Genomic DNA, 16,127 nt, shown 5'->3' with positions numbered 1-16,127 from the left:
TGAAGGCCGCAGGTTCAAATCCTGCCCCCGCAACCAGATCCAATAAAATCATTACCTTAAAAGGCCGCGTCAGCGGCCTTTTGGCGTTTGGAAGGCCCATTGGAAAATCAGGGGGCGCGGGCGTATTTTCGTCGTATTTCCTGATTATTTGTGAGCGGTTATCGCGATTGATTACGAAGGGATCGTAAGGGCAAGCTGTTCTTCTCAAGTCGTCTGGTATCCACAAACACTAATTATGTATTAATTTTGGATATGAAGAATGTACTGACGGCAGGGAAGGCCAACAGTCCTCTCCCTCGACAGGGAAGCTGGATTAGACTATGATTACAGTTTATTATGTCTGAAATAGATCATAAACCTGCGTGGCCCGGAGATATAAGATGCAGGCAGTAGCCGGAGTCATGACTGGTCTTCATGAGACTATGCAGCCGCGATTGAGCTGATGGGCGTTTGATGGTGACCGAATTCTCCGTGAAATATCCAGAAACCGACAAGTTTCTACGCGGCCTGACAGTGCAGATGCGTGTCATCGGTGCACTTGTCATGCGCGAATTACATACGCGTTTCGGTAGGGATAATATTGGTTTCCTATGGCTTATTGTTGAACCGGCGCTTCTGACTACCGGTGTTTCCGTAATACATTTATCATCCGGGCCATTCATGCATTATGGAATGCCCACGGGATCATTCATGGTCTCGGGTTATACATGTTATATCCTGTTTCGTTCGATTGTTAACAGAGCTGCTGATGCGATCGAAAGTAACAGGACATTGCTTTTCCATCGCATGATTACAATTTTTGATATTCTGTTCTCACGGGCAATTCTGGAATTGGGCGCGACTATTCTATCAGTCTTGGTGCTTTCGCTGATGATGCAAAGTGTGAATTTTGGCTTCCTGCCCCAGCGGCCGTTGTTAATGCTGGGCGGGTTGGTCATGCTGTTCTGGTTTTCTTTCGGACTGTCCATGATCATCGCAGCAGCGAGCGAACTGTCCACCATGGTTGAACGTCTGGTTCATCCAATGACCTACCTGAGTCTGGCAATTTCGGGCGCATTCACTATCCAGCAGACCATGCCGGATCCTTTTCGCTGGTACCTGTCCTGGTGGCCAACTACCGAGATGTTCGAGCTGATCCGGGAGGGGCAGTTTCAGGACTATAACAGTGACTATACATATCCTGTCTATATCATAAGCATCTGTATGGTTCTGAGTGCGATCGGACTGTTATCTCTGCGGGCAGTCAGGAAAGATATTCATCTTGGTTGATTTTCTGCGGATCGGACTTTATTCGGGTTTGTCCTGTACTGAGGTGGTATGACTAATTTAGATTCAGCGAACGACCGGGATGTGGTCGCTTTTGTGCGACGGCATGCATCGTTTTTTATTATAGTCGTGCTTCCGACACTCTTGGCAGCATTCTACTACAGCTGTATCGCGACGGGGCAATATGCATCCGAAGCTGCCTTCATAGTGAAGGACAGTCACCCCTCGCGCCCATCCGGTGGTGGCGGTGGCGGTATGATTCCGGGTGCGGGCATGAGTTCCGCCAGTTCGGGGCTGGCGGAAGGCTTTGCTGTCAATACCTTCATGAAGTCGCATGATGCCGTTGCGGCATTGCAGGCGCGTCTGAATCTGGTGGACATTTTCCGCAGGCCCGGAACGGATTTCCTTTCCCGGTTGTATTCAGCATCGCCGCCACCCGAAAAGCTTCTGAAGTACTATCTCAATCACGTGGACGTTGTCTTCCATGAAGATACCGGCGTGACATCCCTGACCGTCCGTGCCTTCCGACCGGATGATGCGGAGCGGATCACGCGGACGCTTCTGGAACTGGGTGAGCAGCGGATTAACGAGTTCAATGCCCGCGTATCCAAGAACACGGTCCAGATTGCAGATAAAGAGGTGGCCGAGGCCGAGCAGCGGGTCCGGAATATCCAGCAGCGCCTGACGGCGTTCCGCCAGAAAACTGGTGACCTGGACCCCGAAAAATCTTCTGTTGCCGGTATTTCCCTTATTGCGCAGTTGCAGACGGAACTGGCGCAGGCGGATACGCAGTTGAGTCAGATGCTGCGTTATATTGATCCGTCCAGCCCGCAGGTCCAGACGATCAAGGAGCGGATTCACGCCCTTGACCAGCAGATCGAGCAGCAGCGTGATATGATTGGTGCCAAGAAACAGATTGCACTTAACGTATCCGATTATGACCAGATGATGCTGGAGCGCGAATTCGCGCAGATCAATTACAATGCGACCGCGAGCGAGCTGCAGACTGCCCGCGCGGAAGCCATGCGGCAGCAGGTTTACATTGTCCGCGTGGTTGAGCCGAATATGCCCAGCATCCCGACCTATCCGCATGGTGTGGTTATGGTGGCGGCCATATTCGTGGGTGGAATAGTCACGCTTCTGATCGGTCGTCTTTTGATCACCGGCGTCAAGGAGCATGCTATCTGATGGCGCGTTTCTCTGTCTGGGCCTGATATCAGGAATGGAGACGCCGGAGCGCCTGTGTAGTATCAGGAACGCTTCGGCGCGATCGGCTGAGGGAAGATTTTTATCGCGATGCTAAACAAGCTGCATGCTTTGCCTGCTGTTCCGGATGGTCTGGGCCGTATCCGTAAGAAACGGGTTGGGTCTTCCATACGTGGTAGCGTCCTGACGATGATGATCCTTGGGCTGGGGCTTGCCGGATGTAACACCCTGCCGAACAGTGGCCCGACGGAATCAGAATTCAAACACGCCCAGAAAGACCCGAAGAAGAATTCGGTCGGTTACGGGATTGTGCAGATCAGCCCTGATCTCATAACCCTGCTGAACAGTGAAAAGCCGCCCTCCTTTTCCATGCTGGCCAATGATGTCCAGAAGTCGCATCCCAATGACCGGGTCGGGCCGGGGGATTCGCTGGATATTGCCATTTATGAAATGGGTGTAGGCGTCTTTACCGCAGGGTCACCCACATCCGCGCCGTCTTCCACGGCCAAGCCAACCATGATTTCCGCCGTACCGGTGGATGGGAATGGTGATATCACCTTACCCTATATTGGTCTTCTGCATGTTAGCGGGCTGACAAGCGAGCAGATCGAATCTGAAATCCAGCAGCGTCTCAAGGGTAAATCGCAGTCACCTCAGGTGATGGTGAAGATCCAGACCGATCTGGAAAATTCAGTTATCGTTTACGGTGGGGTCAAGCGTTCGGGGCGTATACCACTGACCCTTCATCAGGAACGGCTGATTGATGCGATAGCCCTTGCCGGTGGGAACATGGAGCAGCCGGAAGACGTGATCGTGCGGCTTGAACGACATGGCAATCAGGCTGAAACGTCCCTGCGCGATCTGGAAGAAGACCCAACGCAGAATATCCTGCTTCAGGCAGGAGACCGTATCCAGTTGATCCGTGAACCTCGCACGTTTACGGCGTTCGGCGCCGCACATCAGGTTACGGAAACGCCTTTCAATACATCAAGCGTCAATCTGGCTGAAGCACTGGCGCGTGTTGGTGGTCCGTCGGACAGCCAGGCGGACCCGAATGCCATTTTCCTGTTTCGGTATGAGAACGCCGATATTGCACAGCGTCTGGGCCTGCCCGTTACGACGGGAGAGACCAAGATGCCCATCGTGTACCAACTGGATATGATCAATCCCGCCAGTTATTTCCTTGCCGAGCATTTCCCGATGAAAAACAAGGATGTGCTGTATATCGCCAATGCCAAGACCAATAAGCTGGGCAAGGCGTTCAACCTTATCAATACCCTTATGTCTCCGGGGATGTCCGCTGGCCGGGTGAGCCATTAATTACCGCAGGCTTGGACATGCCTCTTGATTGCCGCCCTGATGATGTCAGCATGATATGCTGGCATCAGAATGGGATGGGCTGGTGGTGTGCCGCGTGACATTTATCTGGTACATGTTTTTTCAGGTATTCTCATGCAGGCGGGCAGGGATGGAACTGAAAAATAATTTCAGTCACGTAGTGTCGTAATGACGGGAAGATTACAAATCAGTTTTTGTGGAATGAGCGGGAAATGCGGTTCTTTATTACTGGCGGCGCGGGATATATAGGCAGTCACGTTGTCCTGATGCTGCTGGATGCCGGGCACGAGGTTGTGGTGCTGGATAATCTCAGTACCGGACATCGGCAGGCCGTTCCCCCTGAAGCCCGGTTTATTCTTGGTGACCTGTCCAACACCGCACTGGTGGATGATATCCTGAGTGATGGCCCGTGGGACGGCATCATGCATTTCGCCGCGCGTTCGCTTGTGGCGGAAAGCATGCGTGAACCCTTTATGTATCTGCGCCAGAATGTTGAGCCCGCCTTGTCGCTTATCGAACTGGCCGTGCGGCATAAGGTTCCGGCCTTCGTATTTTCTTCCACGGCTGCGCTGTTCAGTAATATAGATAACAGTATTATTTCTGAAAACTCTCCGGTTGCGCCATGCTCCCCATATGGGGAAAGCAAGCTCATGGTTGAGCGTGCGCTGTACTGGGCAGACAGGGTGCATGGACTACGCAGTGCATGCCTGCGTTATTTCAATGCAGCAGGGGCCGACCCCAAGGGGCGCGCGGGTGAGGATCATCAGCCCGAGACACATCTTATCCCGCTGGCGATCCAGACGGTATTGGGCAAACGTCCATCCCTTGACCTGTTTGGCAATGATTACCCGACACCTGATGGAAGCTGCATTCGGGATTATGTGCATGTGACCGATCTGGCGCGCGCGCATCTTGCGGCCGTGGGCGCGATCGGCCAGCGGAGCGTTACGTACAATATTGGCAACGGCAAAGGGTATTCAAACCTGCAGGTCGTGCAGAGTATTGAACGGGTTTCAGGGCGCCGGATGAACTGGCGCTGGGCGCCACGCAGGGCAGGTGACCCGGCGGTTCTTGTGGCCAGTTCGGCCCTGCTGCAGCGTGAAACGGGGTGGAAAAGCGCGTTTCATGATCTGGATACCATCGTGGAAACTGCTCTGGCATGGGCCGAGAAATATCCCGATGGATATGCGTCCGTATCCCTGAAAAAAGACGCTGCTTCAGCATAGGGGAAAAGTTTTTGGGTGCCGCCTTTTTTCAAAAAGGCGGCGTTATTTGAAGCTTTTTGAAAAAAGCTTCACCAAAAACTTTCTGAAGACGGCTGGTTTGGCTTGGGCCGTGTAAGGGGGCGAACGTCAGAGACCGGGCAGTTCCTGCGTACGTTATCCGGTGCATTGTTCCATCGGATACGAACAGACCCGTATAAGGAACGGCACGATTATAAAAAATCAGGGGAGTGGCGGACTCGAAAGGATTCGAACCTTCGACCTTCGCCTTCGGAGGGCGACGCTCTATCCAGCTGAGCTACGAGTCCAGTCCCGCCTGCATACATCGGGATGGCGCTGAATGCCACCCCTAAAAATTCTCATGGTGAGAACCAGTCCATCCACCCCGGCAGAATGGGCAGGGGTGTCGCATGGCCCTTCTGGTCCGTCTCCCATGCCGCAGCCGCCATATCCCCGCCCGATGGCAGGAAGCCGTCACGTTGCGAAATCCATGCCGTTATGTCGGCTGTCACCTGCGCGCTGTCGCGGCTGCGCAGCAGCAGGTGGTAGCCGTTGGGAATGTAGTCGCGCCGTGTGGCGGGCGGCATACGCTGCCATGCCGCCGCCATGGCCGGGGCGGGAATGATCTGGTCACGGCCGCCATAAACCACCAGTACCTGCCCATGCATGGCGGGGGCGTCCCGCGCGGCCTGGTGCATGAGGTCGGTCAGGCCCGCCAGCGCGACGGTGCTGGTGTCACGCAGGGTCAGTGGATCGTAATACAGCCGTGCAAGGGCCAGCATGTCATCCGCCGCGGTCACATGCACCGGCAGTTCATGGCCACTAAGCCGCCAGTGCGGGGCCAGTGCTGCCATGAGGTGGGTTAGGGTACGCGCCCCCGTATCCATGTCCCACAAAGCCGGGGCCAGCAGGATATAACCCGCAACAGGTGGTGCATCGGGTTGTGCGGCCAGCACGGTGGCAAGTGCGCCGCCCATGCTTTCACCCATTATGTACAGTGGCACACCGGGGTGTTCGCGCCCGATGATGGTGGCGAGCGTGGTGGCGGTGCGCAGGAGTGCCTCCGTCCCGGCCCAGCCGCCGCGCTGCGCGGTCTGCCCGAAGCCGGGCAGGTCTGGCGCGATCAGGGTCATGCCGACGTCATTCAGCACCGGCGCGGGCCGCTCCCATGCATCGCGACTGTCGTTGAAGCCATGCAGTGCCAGAATAACGGCGCGTTCGGGCCCGTGGGCTGGCCAGATACGCAGCGGCACCCGCCCGGCACCGGGAATCTCAACCCAGCGATCCGCCGGGATCAGGCGGGTCAGCGCCGGATGGCGCGCCGGTGCGGCAGGGGGCGGGGACTCGCGCGTGGCGCAGGCGGCCAGCAGCACAAAAATCACTGGATAAAGCAGGCGTGACAGGCGAAAGTTTGAAAGCACGGCAATCCTGCGTATCATCATGGCCAAGCGCATGGTCCGCCCACAGGCGGGAACATGCAAATCCAAGCCGGACAACAACCCGAGGCCCGTCAAAATGCAACCCCTGTCCCACGATCCCGTTCCGCATCCCCGCCTGGGGACGATTGAAACCATCGTTGTCGATTCGCGCACCCTGTCCTGTGATGGCGGGCTGGGCGTGCTGGGGCACCCGCGGGTATTCCTGCGTATCGGCCATCACCAGACCTTCTGCCCCTACTGCTCGCGGCTGTTCGTGCTGAACCCGGATGCACCGGCGGGTACCGAACACTGATCGCATTCAGATAAATGTCCAGCGACAAGCAGGTTCACCTGATCCTGGTGGATGGTTCGGGCTTCATTTTCCGCGCCTTTCACGCACTGCCCCCCATGACCAGCCCCGACGGCACGCCCGTCAATGCGGTCTATGGTTTCACGAACATGCTGTCGCGCCTGCTGCGCGAACATGCAGGCACCCATCTGGCGGTCATATTCGATGCGGGACGGCACACCTTCCGCAACGAACTGTACGCGCAGTACAAGGCGCACCGCCCCGAACCGCCGGAGGAGCTGCGCCCGCAGTTCAGCCTTGTGCGCGACGCGACAGCCGCCTTCGGTGTACCTGCGCTGGAGGAAGCTGGCTGGGAAGCCGATGACCTGATCGCCGCCTATGCCCGCAAGGCGACCGATGCGGGCGGGCAGTGCACCATCTATTCCTCGGACAAGGACCTCATGCAACTCATCCGCCCCGGCGTGATGATGATGGACCCCATCAGGCAGAAACCGATCGGGGAAAAGGAAGTGCTGGCCAAATTCGGCGTCACGCCGAACAAGGTGGCCGAGGTGCAGGCCCTGATCGGGGACCCGGTGGATAACGTGCCCGGCGTGCCCGGCATCGGCCCCAAGACGGCATCGGCGCTGATGGCGGAATATGGGTCGCTGGAGGGCATACTCGCGGGCGCGGAAAGCATGAAGGCGTCCAAGCGGCGGGACAACCTGCTGGCCCATGCCGCCATGGCCCGCCTGTCGTATGAACTGGTGACCCTGCGTGAGGACGCGCCCTGCCCCGAGCCGCTTTCTGCCCTGACCTGCTGCGATGTGGATATGGAGCGGCTGGGCGCATGGCTGTCGGATATGGGATTTTCCTCCCTGCTGCAGCGCATGGGCATGAAGCCGCGTCCGCGTTCCCACACGCCGGCACAGGCTTCCGCCCCGGTGGACGACACGGTGCCCGATGCGGTCCTGCCGCCCATCCCGGCGGAGCCGTATGGTCCGTATGACACGGTGACCGACCCCGAGGTGCTGCGCCAGTGGGTGAACGAAGCCCGCGCCATTGGCGTGTGCGCGGTCGATACCGAAACTGATGGCCTTGACCCGCTCGTGGCGCGGCTGGTCGGCATTTCGCTGGCCACCCGGCCCGGAAAGGCCTGCTACATCCCCCTCGGCCACGAAGGCGACCTGATGGACGCCCTGTGCGCGGCCCAGATGCCGGTGGATGTCGCCCTTGAAATCCTTGCCCCGCTTTTTGCGGATGCGGCGGTGCTCAAGATATTCCAGAACGCAAAGTTCGACCTGCTGGTGCTGACACAGGCCGGGTGTGTCCAGCCTGCCCCGATTGATGACACCATGCTGATTTCCTACGCCCAGTCGGCGGGACAGCACGGGCAGGGGATGGATGAGCTTTCACGCCTGCTGCTCGACCATACGCCCATCCCCTATGATGAGGTGACGGGCACGGGCCGCAACCGGGTCGTGTTTTCCAAGGTGGATATTGCCCGCGCCACGCCATACGCGGCCGAGGATGCGGATGTGACCCTGCGGCTGTGGCAGGTGCTCAGGCCCCGGTTGCGGCCCAACCGGGCGCTGGCGCTGTATGAGGAAATGGAGCGCCCCCTTGTCCCGATCCTTGCGGATATGGAGCGCGCGGGCATTGCGGTGGATGCGGATGACCTGCGGGCCATGTCCGCCGAATTCGCCACGCGCATGGGCGTGATCGAGGCCGAGATCCATACCCTTGCCGGGCGTGAATTCAATGTCGGCTCCCCCAAGCAGTTGGGGGAAATCCTGTTTGATGAAATGGGCCTGCCCGGCGGCAAACGCATGAAATCGGGCGCATGGGGCACGGATTCGTCGGTGCTACAGGATCTGGCCGATCAGGGGCATGACCTGCCCGCGCGGATTCTGGCATGGCGGCAGCTTGCCAAGCTCAAGAGCACCTATGCCGACGCGCTGCTCAACCAGATCAACCCGGTCACGGGGCGGGTACATACCTCGTTCCAGATGGCGGTTACGACAACGGGGCGCCTGTCATCCAACGACCCCAACCTGCAGAACATTCCCATCCGCACGGAGGAAGGCGGTCGTATCCGTCGCGCTTTTGTCGCAGCGCCCGGGCATGTTCTTGTCTCGGCCGATTATTCCCAGATCGAACTGCGCCTCCTGGCCGCCGTGGCGGATATTCCCGCCCTGCGGGATGCGTTTGAACGCGGGCAGGACATTCATGCCCGCACGGCGTCCGAAGTGTTCGGCATCCCGCTGGAGGGAATGGACCCCCTGACCCGCCGCCGCGCGAAGGCCATCAATTTCGGCATCATCTATGGCATCAGCGCCTTTGGCCTCGGTCGCCAGCTTGGCATCCCGCCGGGTGAGGCGCGTGGCTATATCGATGCCTATTTCGCCCGCTATCCCGGCATCCGTGATTATATGGAGCGCATGCGCGAGGAAGCGCGGCGCAATGGCTATGTCACGACCCCGTTCGGCCGCCGCTGCTGGGTGCCGGGCATTGCGGACCGTAATGCCGCGCGCCGCAACTATGCCGAACGTCAGGCCATCAACGCGCCATTGCAGGGCGGGGCGGCCGACATCATAAAACGGGCCATGGTGCGAATTCCCGCGGCCCTGGCCGATGCGGGACTTGACGGACGCATGCTCCTTCAGGTCCATGACGAACTTCTGTTCGAGGTGCGGGCAGGGGACGCCGAACGTCTCTCCGCCCTCGTCAAGCAGGTCATGGAATCCGCGGCGGTCCTGAGCGTACCTCTGGTCGTGGAAACCGGGACCGGAACGAATTGGGCGGATGCACACTAATGAATCAAAGAGAACGTGACCGGTTTTTCCTGCTGGTCGGGTTGGCCATTATAGTGGTTTCCTCGGCCTTCGGGTACGTGGGCTACCGGCTTTTCGACCGCGCGCCCGTGCCGCTGGTCTCCTATGGCAACCCGGTTGGCGGCTCGTTCAGGCTGGTCAACGGGGCGGATGGCTCCGTGCTGGATACCGATTTCCGGGGCCGGTGGATGCTGGTCTATTTCGGGTACACCCACTGCCCGGATACGGTCTGCGGTGTGACGGCCAAGGCCATGACGCAGGGCGTTGCGGCGCTGGGGCGTGAGCGCTCGCGGCTTGTCGTGCCCATTTTCATCACCCTCGACCCCATGCGCGACACGGCGGAGGAACTGCGCACCTACGCCCTGCGCTTTGGCTCCCTGCTTACGGTCATGACCGGCTCCCCCAAGATGATCCAGGCTGTGGCGAAGGAATATCATGCCCCCTACGTCCGGCATGAGGGCGAGAATGGTGATTACAGCATGGAACCCGCCACCCAGATCGTGATCATGTCCCCCACCGGCCGGTATGAGGGCACCCTGCCCGCAACCGCCACGGCGGATGAAATCACCGTCCGGATGACACAGCTCATGGATGGGCAGGCCAAGCACTGAACTGACGGCGGAGGGGTGTGGATGAAGGCGGTCCTGCTGCCCTTCGCCCTTGTTGCGGCGCTCCTGCCCGGCATGGGCGGGTCCATCTCCCCCGCTGCGGCGCAGGGCACGCAGGGAAGTCCGCATCGCGGCGGCACCCTGCGGCTGACGGCCATGACATCCGCCGGAACGCTTGACCCGCAGATCAATTACACCAGCCAGTACATGCAGGTGATGAGCGTCGTCTATGACGGGCTGCTGACCTATCCTAAAATCCAGGGCCCGGCGGGCAGGCAGGTGGTGCCGGATCTGGCGCGGGCCATGCCGGACATGCTCGATGGCGGGCGTACATGGGTTTTCACCCTGCGCGATGGCATCCGTTTTTCCAACGGGGCGCCGGTTACGGTGCATGATGTCGCGGCGTCGCTGCGGCGCATCTTCCGTGTGGGCGCGCCAACCGCCGGGTCGTTTTATGGCACGATCCGGGGCGCGGATGTGTGCCTGCGTGACCCCGACCATTGCACGCTGGCCGATGGGGTTGAAACCGATGCGGCGACGGGCCGCATCACCATCCACCTGAATGAGCCGGATTCCGAATTCCCGCAGAAGATGGCGTTTGGCCATGCGGTGGTCCTGCCTGCGGATACGCCGCCGCATGATCTGGGCAATGAGGCCGCCCCCGGCACCGGGCCCTACCGTATCGTCGCCTCCAGCCCCGAGCGGGGCATGCGGCTGGAGCGCAATCCTTTCTTTCATGAATGGAGTGAAACGGCGCAGCCTGATGGCTATGTCGATGCCATCGTCTATGACTATGGCCTGTCGGAGGAGGATGCGGTCACCGCCGTCGAGCGCGGGCAATATGACTGGATGGCCGGCCTCAAGCCGCTGGACCGACTGGGGGAGATAGGCAGCCGTTATACGGCGCAGGTCCATGTCTATCCGCTCTATGGGCTTCTGTTCATGCCCATGAACGTGAATATCCCGCCCTTTGACAGCATCCTTGCGCGGCAGGCCGTCAATTACGCGCTGGACCGCCGCGCCATGACGATCCTGTATGGTGGCCCCGCCATCGCCACCCCGCTGTGCCGCATGGTTCCCCCCGGCCTGCTGCCCGGTGATGGCGCATGCGCGTGGACACAGGGCGCTGACCCCGATCACCCCGCCGATGTCTGGCATCACCCCGACATGGCGCGCGCGCGCGAACTGGTGCGGCAGAGCGGGACGGCGGGGCAGGAGGTAACCCTGATCGTGCCCGCCACCGCCATGTATGCCAGCATGGGCGCGTACCTGCGCGACATGCTGCAGGCCATGGGCTACCGCGCGCGCCTGCACCCGCTTTCACCGGCGATGGAAGGCTCCTACGTTCAGAACAGCGGCAATAACGTGCAGATCAGCCTTATGGGATGGTACGCGGATTACGCCTCGCCTTCCAATTTTCTGGACACCCTGTTCGGCTGCGAGAATTTTCATAAAGGTTCGGACAATTCCATCAACATTTCCGGCCTGTGCGATCATGTGATGCAGGACCTGACGCAACGCATCCGCAATACGCCCGACCCGCAGGCGGCCGAAGCGTTATGGCGGCAGGTGGATGACCGGATCACCCGCCTTGCCCCGGCGGCGCCGATGATCAGCATAAGTTATGTGGATCTGGTTTCGCCCCGTCTGGGCAATTATTTCGCTACCCGCCTTTACCACATGGCGTTTTCCCGGGTGTGGGTACAATAAAAAAACCCTGCCGGGGGAAACCGGCAGGGTCTGGACAACAGGCAGGCAGTCAGGATCAGAGCATGGACTTGGCGCGGGCTTCCACCTTCGCGCAGGCCTGCGTGCGGATATCGGCCGAGGCATCTTCGAGCGAGATGGGCGGCTGGCCCCCACCCACCTTCAGCAGGCCGGTGGACCCATCGGCATAGGACATGTTGCCCTTGTTGTCGGAGGGAACGTCGTTCGTCTTCTTGTTCAGGGCCGCAAGGACCGGCCACGCTTCCTTCGAGTCGAGGTAGCGGGACTGGATGCAGTAGTTCAGGATGCCGCCCAGGTCGGCCGGGGCAGCGGACGCCACGGCGGAGTACACCGTATCGGCGGAAAGGGAGCCGGGGGCGATCTGTTCGACCTGGTTGGCGACACCCGCGCCGGTGGGGGGGGATGTTTCGGCATGGGCCACAAGCGGGGCCGCGCCAAGCATGGTGGCAAAAGCGCTGGCGCACAGAACGCGACTGAATGACATCATATCCATTCTTCCTTGCATTATTCTCTCGGCGAGAGGGCGCACCGTCCCGTCATATGTGAATATATATGTCTGTGATAACACGATGCGCGGCAGGAGTACCCCTGCGGCCCGGAGGTCTGACATTCGGCTTTTCGATATATCCCCCTATCCCCCCGTGGGGGGCAGGGCACGATAAACCCCTGTTGTCCGTGGATATTACGCCGTCGCGCGGGTCCGCAGGCGTAGCGGCGGGTGGCCTGCCCGCTGCGTCAATAAGTCGTGAATAAGCTTAACGCCGCCGCCCGGCGGCCCGTAACGCGCCCATCGGGCGCAATGGACATTGAGTCCGCCCGGACTTCGTGGGATTGCTGGTAGGATCTACGGCCCCAACCCTCTGCGCGGGATTCATATGCAGCATTTGCGCCTTCTCCTGAAAGACGTCTGGTACCTTACCCGTCCCTATTTCGTGTCCGAGGACCGGAAATGGGCATGGGGGCTACTGTGCGCGGTTCTGGTCCTGACCTTTTCCATCGTGGGGATGGACCTGCTCCAGTCCTTTTCGCGCAATGTGTATTACACGGCCCTGCAGCAGCGTGACGCCACGACCTTCCTGCGCGGGCTGTTCTGGTATGTGCATAATGACAGCGGGTACGTGCCCGGCTTCTTCATCATCACCATTCCGGCCATCCTGTTCAGTGTCTATGCGACCTACCTGCAGCAGATGCTCCAGCTACGCTGGCGGCGGTGGCTGACCGCGCGCATGACGCGGCAGTGGATGGAAAACCAGACCTATTTCCGCATTGCCATCACCACGTCAGGGTTGGAAGCCGGGGCGGACAACCCCGACCAGCGCATACAGGAAGACCTGAACAGCTTCGTGACCGATACACTGACGCAGTTCATCAACCTGCTGTCCAACATCGTGACCCTGTTCAGCTATGTCGGGCTGCTGTGGGCGCTGTCCGGGCCGCTGGAACTGTGGGGCATGTCCATACCGGGCTATTTCTTCTGGGCGGCGCTGATCTATTCCATACTGGCCACGTGGGTCACGCATCTGGCGGGGCACAAGCTGGCGGGGCTACAGTTCTTCCAGCAGCGCGCGGAGGCCGATTTCCGCTACAGCCTGGTCCATGTCCGCAATAATGCCGAAGGGATCGCCCTCTATCGTGGCGAGGCGGAGGAACAGGCCGGGCTGGATCGGTCGTTTTCCTCGGTCTATGGGAATTTCCTCGCCATCATGCGCCGGACCAAGTGGCTGGGGCTGCTGACCACGGGGCTGGATGTGGTCTCGGGCAATTTCGCGTTGCTGATCGGCTCCATCCGCTATTTTGCGGGCAAGATGAGCTTCGGCACGCTCATGCAGCTTGTCATGGCGTTCTCCCGCGTGCAGGGCGCGCTGGGCTGGCTGTCCAATTCCTATGCCGCGCTGACCACATGGCATGCGGAGGTCGCGCGTCTGGCCACGTTCCAGCGTGTGATGGACCGCGCGCAGGCCATGCGTAACGAGGTGCGCCTGCTGCCCGCTCCGGCCGATGCGGCCATGCAGGTCCGCCATATGGACGTTTTCCGCCCTGATGGCGCGCTGCTGCTGCACAATGTGAACCTGACGCTGGCACATGGGCAGATGAGCGTCGTGACCGGCCCGTCGGGTACCGGCAAGTCCACGCTGTTCCGCGTCCTTGCCGGGATCTGGCCTTTTGCGACGGGTGAGGTCACGCAGCCCGACCAGCCCATGATGTTCGTGCCGCAGCGGCCCTATGTGCCCACCGGCACGCTGCACCGCGCCGTGGCCTATCCGGCGGAGGTGGCGCGCTACCCGGTGGAGGACGTGGAGCGGGTGCTCCAGCAGGTCGGGCTGGGGGCGCTGGCCTCAAGCCTGGACCGGGAGGAGCCATGGGGGCAGATCCTCTCCCCCGGTGAACTCCAGCGCCTTGCCTTCGCCCGTATCCTGCTGGCGCGACCGGGCTGGGTGTTCCTTGACGAATCGACCTCGAACCTTGATGCCACGTCCGAGGCCACGCTTTACGCGCTGCTGCGGCAGGCCTGCCCCGGCATGACGGTGGTGTCGATCACGCACCGCCAGTCGGTTGTGGACATGCATGCAAACGTCATCGACCTTACGCCGTTTGTTGCCGTCCGACCGGCGGAGGAGGCGCCTAGCGCGCCCGCATTGCCGCAACCATAAGGGCGGTATTGTGGCGCATCATGGCGATGTAGTCAGGCGCGGGACCATTGGTGGGGGACAGGGCCTCGGCATACAGTTCCCCGCCCGGCTGCGCGCCGGTTGCATGCGCCACCTGCTGGACCATGCGCGGGTCGGTGGCGTTTTCCATGAAATAGGTGGTGATGCCTGTCTGCCGGATCTGGCTGATCAGTGTCGCGATATCCCCCGCCGAGGCTTCCGTCTCGGTCGAGAGGCCCTGCGGGGCCATGAAGGTGATGCCATAGGCCCGGCCGAAATAGCCAAAGGCGTCATGGCTGGTCAGGACGCGCCGCCTGTCGGCCGGTATGGTCGCGATCTGGGTGCGGATGTCCTGGTCCAGCGCCTTGAGCCGCATGACATAGCCCGCGGCCGCGACGCGGAAACTTTCCGCATCGGCCGGGTCGGCGGCGATCAGGGCGTCGCGGATGTTATTGGTCCAGATGATGACATTGGGCACGCTGTTCCACACATGCGGGTCAGTTTCCGGCTGTCCCGTGCCCGATGATGTATAGGCGCTGATCCCGTTCGATACGATGACCGGGTGCCCCTGATAGCCCGCCGCGTGCGCCAGCCGCCCGAACCAGCTTTCCAGCCCCTCGCCACTCATGAACACGATATTGGCTTCACGCAGTTGCCGCGCATCGTCGGGGGAGGGCTCGAATTCATGCGGGTCGCCATCGGGCGGAACCAGTGAGGTGACGCTGACATGCCGCCCGCCCACCTGCGAGACGACATCGGCCAGCACCGTGAAGCTGGCCACGGCGCGCAGCGGGTGCGGCGCTGGCGCGGCATGGGCGGGGGTGGTCAGAAGGCCGAGAAGGCCAAGGACGGGGATGAAGCGGCGCATGGTCAGGAATCCTGCTGGAAAGACAAGCCGCGGCCCGCCCGGAGCCCGGCAGGTGATGTAAGGAGGGAAAGGAGATACATGACGCTGCACGTCAGGATGATGGTCGGCCCGGCGGCCAGCCGGAAATGATACGAGACAAGCAGCCCGGTCAGCCCCGCGACCATGCCCACGGCGGCTGACAGGATCATCATGGGCAGCAGGCGGCGTGTCCACAGGCGCGCGGTTGCCGCGGGCACCATCATCATGCCCACCGACATGAGCGTGCCCAGCGCCTCGAACCCCGCCACAAGGTTGATGACCACAAGGAACAGGAAAATCATGTGGTAAAGGCCACCATGCCCGCCCGCCAGGCGCATGAAGCCGGGATCCACACATTCCATGACCAGTGGCCGCCAGATGACCGCAAGCAGGCAGACACTCAGCGTGGTGATGCCGCCCATCAGGTACAGCGCCGGCCCGTCAATGGCCAGTATGGTGCCGAACAGCACATGCAGCAGGTCGATGTTGGACCCGCGCGCCGATACGATCAGCACCCCCAGTGCCAGGGAAGTCAGATAGAAACTGGCAAAACTGGCGTCTTCCGCCAGATGGGTGCGGCGGCTGACCAGTCCGGCCAGCAGCGCCACCCCCAGCCCCGCGACAATGCCGCCCAGCCCCATGGCGGTCAGTGACAGCCCGCCCGCCAGCAGGAACCCCACCGC

General features: G+C 60.7%; 14 protein-coding genes and 1 tRNA gene. 9 read left to right on the top strand and 6 right to left on the bottom strand.

All coding sequences use genetic code 11. The features are described from left to right. A partial coding sequence (locus DY926_RS17710; protein WP_206609049.1) for a hypothetical protein occupies positions 1-208 on the bottom strand: 208 nt, incomplete at its 3' end. A 245-nt stretch (positions 209-453) separates the two neighbouring features. Here DY926_RS17710 and DY926_RS12315 point away from each other — a divergent pair. The 4 genes from DY926_RS12315 (at position 454) to galE (ending at position 5,036) form a co-directional block, all read left to right on the top strand. Continuing rightward, the gene (locus tag DY926_RS12315) at positions 454-1,269 is read left to right on the top strand and encodes an ABC transporter permease (protein ID WP_148707780.1); all 816 of its coding nucleotides are present in this window, start codon (positions 454-456) and stop codon (positions 1,267-1,269) included. Positions 1,270-1,317: 48 nt separating this feature from the next. After that, positions 1,318-2,454, top strand: coding sequence for a hypothetical protein (locus DY926_RS12310; protein ID WP_148707779.1), 1,137 nt, complete (start codon positions 1,318-1,320; stop codon positions 2,452-2,454). A gap of 207 nt (positions 2,455-2,661) precedes the next feature. Next, complete coding sequence (locus DY926_RS12305; RefSeq protein ID WP_116703632.1) at positions 2,662-3,792, top strand: polysaccharide biosynthesis/export family protein; 1,131 nt, start codon at positions 2,662-2,664, stop codon at positions 3,790-3,792. A 230-nt stretch (positions 3,793-4,022) separates the two neighbouring features. Next, positions 4,023-5,036, top strand: coding sequence for a UDP-glucose 4-epimerase GalE (gene galE, locus DY926_RS12300; protein ID WP_116703631.1), 1,014 nt, complete (start codon positions 4,023-4,025; stop codon positions 5,034-5,036). Positions 5,037-5,264: 228 nt separating this feature from the next. Here galE and DY926_RS12295 read toward each other — a convergent pair. Both DY926_RS12295 and DY926_RS12290 read right to left on the bottom strand, forming a co-directional pair. Beyond that, positions 5,265-5,341, bottom strand: a tRNA-Arg gene (locus DY926_RS12295). Between the two features lie 51 nt (positions 5,342-5,392). After that, a complete protein-coding gene (locus tag DY926_RS12290) occupies positions 5,393-6,487 on the bottom strand; it encodes an alpha/beta fold hydrolase (RefSeq protein ID WP_241503193.1) in 1,095 nt (364 codons plus the stop codon). A gap of 61 nt (positions 6,488-6,548) precedes the next feature. On the opposite strand from DY926_RS12290, the gene DY926_RS12285 reads away from it, so the two are divergent. The 4 genes from DY926_RS12285 to DY926_RS12270 are packed head-to-tail and all read left to right on the top strand — an operon-like array spanning position 6,549 to position 11,892. Then, positions 6,549-6,764: a zinc-finger domain-containing protein gene (locus DY926_RS12285; protein WP_116703637.1), complete on the top strand. Its 216-nt coding sequence runs from the start codon at positions 6,549-6,551 to the stop codon at positions 6,762-6,764. Between the two features lie 14 nt (positions 6,765-6,778). Continuing rightward, the gene (gene polA, locus DY926_RS12280) at positions 6,779-9,556 is read left to right on the top strand and encodes a DNA polymerase I (RefSeq protein WP_116703629.1); all 2,778 of its coding nucleotides are present in this window, start codon (positions 6,779-6,781) and stop codon (positions 9,554-9,556) included. Then, positions 9,556-10,185 (top strand): SCO family protein, encoded by a 630-nt coding sequence (locus DY926_RS12275; RefSeq protein ID WP_116703628.1) that lies wholly within the window; start codon positions 9,556-9,558, stop codon positions 10,183-10,185. The genes polA and DY926_RS12275 overlap by 1 nt, the downstream gene beginning before the upstream one ends. A gap of 21 nt (positions 10,186-10,206) precedes the next feature. Then, a complete protein-coding gene (locus DY926_RS12270; RefSeq protein WP_116703627.1) occupies positions 10,207-11,892 on the top strand; it encodes an ABC transporter substrate-binding protein in 1,686 nt (561 codons plus the stop codon). Positions 11,893-11,947: 55 nt separating this feature from the next. Here the strand turns inward: DY926_RS12270 and DY926_RS12265 are convergent, their stop codons facing one another. Beyond that, on the bottom strand, positions 11,948-12,397 hold the full coding sequence (locus DY926_RS12265; RefSeq protein ID WP_116703636.1) for a DUF2501 domain-containing protein: 450 nt from the start codon (positions 12,395-12,397) through the stop codon (positions 11,948-11,950). A 388-nt stretch (positions 12,398-12,785) separates the two neighbouring features. On the opposite strand from DY926_RS12265, the gene DY926_RS12260 reads away from it, so the two are divergent. After that, a complete protein-coding gene (locus DY926_RS12260; protein WP_186336161.1) occupies positions 12,786-14,561 on the top strand; it encodes an ABC transporter ATP-binding protein/permease in 1,776 nt (591 codons plus the stop codon). Here DY926_RS12260 and DY926_RS12255 read toward each other — a convergent pair. Together DY926_RS12255 and DY926_RS12250 are read right to left on the bottom strand one after the other, a co-directional pair. Continuing rightward, a complete protein-coding gene (locus DY926_RS12255; protein ID WP_116703626.1) occupies positions 14,533-15,426 on the bottom strand; it encodes a metal ABC transporter solute-binding protein, Zn/Mn family in 894 nt (297 codons plus the stop codon). The genes DY926_RS12260 and DY926_RS12255 overlap by 29 nt on opposite strands. 2 nt (positions 15,427-15,428) lie before the next feature. Next, positions 15,429-16,127, bottom strand: a 699-nt coding sequence (locus DY926_RS12250) for a metal ABC transporter permease (RefSeq protein WP_148707778.1), incomplete at its 5' end; no start/stop codon positions are given.

The sequence above is a fragment of the Komagataeibacter melaceti genome (assembly GCF_003403295.1).
GTDB lineage: Bacteria > Pseudomonadota > Alphaproteobacteria > Acetobacterales > Acetobacteraceae > Komagataeibacter > Komagataeibacter melaceti.
The sequence above is the reverse complement of the archived record's forward strand: the minus strand, read 5'-3'. Positions and strand labels throughout refer to the sequence as shown.

Bases quoted from the DNA above. Each gene is read 5' to 3' on its own strand.
- DY926_RS12315 (WP_148707780.1), top strand. From the start codon at position 454: ATGGTGACCGAATTCTCCGTGAAATATCCAGAAACCGACAAGTTTCTA.
- DY926_RS12310 (WP_148707779.1), top strand. From the start codon at position 1,318: ATGACTAATTTAGATTCAGCGAACGACCGGGATGTGGTCGCTTTTGTG.
- DY926_RS12305 (WP_116703632.1), top strand. From the start codon at position 2,662: ATGATGATCCTTGGGCTGGGGCTTGCCGGATGTAACACCCTGCCGAAC.
- galE (WP_116703631.1), top strand. From the start codon at position 4,023: ATGCGGTTCTTTATTACTGGCGGCGCGGGATATATAGGCAGTCACGTT.
- DY926_RS12290 (WP_241503193.1), bottom strand. From the start codon at position 6,487: ATGCGCTTGGCCATGATGATACGCAGGATTGCCGTGCTTTCAAACTTT.
- DY926_RS12285 (WP_116703637.1), top strand. From the start codon at position 6,549: ATGCAACCCCTGTCCCACGATCCCGTTCCGCATCCCCGCCTGGGGACG.
- polA (WP_116703629.1), top strand. From the start codon at position 6,779: ATGTCCAGCGACAAGCAGGTTCACCTGATCCTGGTGGATGGTTCGGGC.
- DY926_RS12275 (WP_116703628.1), top strand. From the start codon at position 9,556: ATGAATCAAAGAGAACGTGACCGGTTTTTCCTGCTGGTCGGGTTGGCC.
- DY926_RS12270 (WP_116703627.1), top strand. From the start codon at position 10,207: ATGAAGGCGGTCCTGCTGCCCTTCGCCCTTGTTGCGGCGCTCCTGCCC.
- DY926_RS12265 (WP_116703636.1), bottom strand. From the start codon at position 12,397: ATGATGTCATTCAGTCGCGTTCTGTGCGCCAGCGCTTTTGCCACCATG.
- DY926_RS12260 (WP_186336161.1), top strand. From the start codon at position 12,786: ATGCAGCATTTGCGCCTTCTCCTGAAAGACGTCTGGTACCTTACCCGT.
- DY926_RS12255 (WP_116703626.1), bottom strand. From the start codon at position 15,426: ATGCGCCGCTTCATCCCCGTCCTTGGCCTTCTCGGCCTTCTGACCACC.